The 1,954-nt window shown below is 35.7% G+C and carries 2 protein-coding genes; one reads left to right on the top strand and one right to left on the bottom strand.

Translation table 11 applies throughout. From position 1 onward, the window contains the following. Positions 1-80: 80 nt before the first annotated feature. Positions 81-248, bottom strand: a complete 168-nt coding sequence (locus tag FJM67_RS17600; RefSeq protein ID WP_181161550.1) for a hypothetical protein — start codon at positions 246-248, stop codon at positions 81-83. A gap of 662 nt (positions 249-910) precedes the next feature. Here FJM67_RS17600 and FJM67_RS17250 point away from each other — a divergent pair. Further along, on the top strand, positions 911-1,717 hold the full coding sequence (locus FJM67_RS17250; RefSeq protein ID WP_140591929.1) for a hypothetical protein: 807 nt from the start codon (positions 911-913) through the stop codon (positions 1,715-1,717). The last annotated feature ends 237 nt before the right edge of the window (positions 1,718-1,954 follow it).

Here is a 1,954-nt window from a genome sequence, read left to right as displayed (position 1 = left end):
GCCTTACGGCGTATTTATAGCAAGATTTCGGTATTAACTATCGTATAAAAACACGTTGTATTCAATGGGTTGAGAGTTTTTCAGGGGCGACTAATCCCCTTATTGTTCATATAGTCATCATAGGACATGTTTAATTGTGCAATAGAGGCAAAGTGCCCACCCTGGGAAAACTCGCCGATATCTGCGCCAGACTCAAGGCGATCAGCAAGCTTTTCTACTAATTCTTGACGCTCTGGATTGTTCAGCACAATACGCCCATCGTGAAGCCTGATTCGTCTGCATAATAGGCAGCCATTTCGTTATAAGACTGGTCAGCTAGTTCGCTATTACCAGTCGCAGTTTTTACGTAGGTATCCGACAAACCACACCTTCATAACACTTGAAACCTGATCTACCATCACAGCGTCTTAGCTATGGTGGTGATTATGTTTGGTCTCTCTGACTCTATACCGGTGGTTTTGCTCTGTGGTGTGACTGATATGCGTAAGTCCATCGATGGTTTGGCGTATATTGTTGCGCATGATCTTGAAATGGAACTTTTGTCAACGTTGTGCAACGGTTATATATCGAAATATTTGATTAGTTTCATTGTGAATGCTGATGTAAATTATCCAGGTTGGACAATTAATTCCGAATTAGTTAGCCGCTCCATAGGGATAGCGGCAGAAACCTTACTGGTGTGTAGGAAATTTCTGACAATAAGACATATTTAAGAAATGTATACATTACTGGGGCGATTAAATAACCACACATCCAGTATAAGAATGTACAAAAATACATCAAAAAATTGATTGAACAATTTTGTGTTCTCTTTGTATGGGGTGTGTAAATTTCGGGGAAAGAGTTGGTGGATTGGGTGTGGAGCTATCATAATGGCAGTATGGGAATGAATGAAGTTTAGAGGTGAGTTATGTCAATCGATACAAAAGATAAATGGACTTGTAGCGATCAAGTGCCACATTGCTCCAATGAGCGCCCTCTGGAAAGTTCGGATAAGATGTTACTTTCGTCACTTATTGTACTTTTTTTTAACGCCGTATTATACGCATTAGTGATCAGTGACTCACTGATGCTTGAGTTGGTGATACCTTTGTTTTTCCATTCTCTGTACATGGTTTTTAAGAGCAATTATCAGTATTCAAAGTTTAATATAAACTTTATGTTCGGTGGATGGTTAGGCTATTTTGTTTTTTGTGGGATTATATATTTCGCAAATAAATTATACCCTGTTGTGGAAATAAGTAATTTTAATATTATTTATTTCTTGGCTTTTTCGATAGTCGTTTCTATTAGCAATTCTTTTTTAAGAAAGCTAACATCATCTATAATGTCATTCAATGATAAAAAGATTTCTTCTTATGCGACAATTGCGATTTTGTTTTCCTTAGCGTTGTTTTCTTTTAAATTGTTTGGGCTAGATGCTAAGTTTTTGGTCTTTGGTTTTTGTTATTTTTTGTTGTCTATGTTGTCTGGCTACTATTTTGGATTTTTTGAAATTTCAGATAAAAATGACAAAATAGCTATTGATGTGGCGGGATCAGGAAAAACAAAATCCGACTTTACTGATATGAAAGATGCTAATAGTAGCTGCCTCAATGATAAACGAAATGATTTTTTCATGGACGATGATTTTTTTGCAGATGAAATCTTTCCAGATTTAATTGAAGATCCTATTTATAGTGATTTTACATGCAATATCCATCATGTTAATGATTAGAAACATATGGCTGTTATGATTTTCATTTCATAACAGCTTATCTATATTAATGCTTTTTTTTGCTTAATCTGTTTTCAGTTGTCGTATTGTTTCTTTATCCTCTTTATCCTCTTTATCCTCTTTATCCTCTTTATCCTCTTTATCTAGTCGCCCCTGAAAAACTCTCAACCCATTGAATACAACGTGTTTTTATACGATAGTTAATACCGAAATCTTGCTATAAATACGCCGTAAGGC

Source organism: Maribrevibacterium harenarium (assembly GCF_006385675.1).
GTDB classification, from domain to species: domain Bacteria; phylum Pseudomonadota; class Gammaproteobacteria; order Pseudomonadales; family Marinomonadaceae; genus Marinomonas; species Marinomonas harenarium.
The sequence above is the reverse complement of the archived record's forward strand: the minus strand, read 5'-3'. Positions and strand labels throughout refer to the sequence as shown.

Bases quoted from the DNA above. Each gene is read 5' to 3' on its own strand.
- FJM67_RS17250 (WP_140591929.1), top strand. From the start codon at position 911: ATGTCAATCGATACAAAAGATAAATGGACTTGTAGCGATCAAGTGCCA.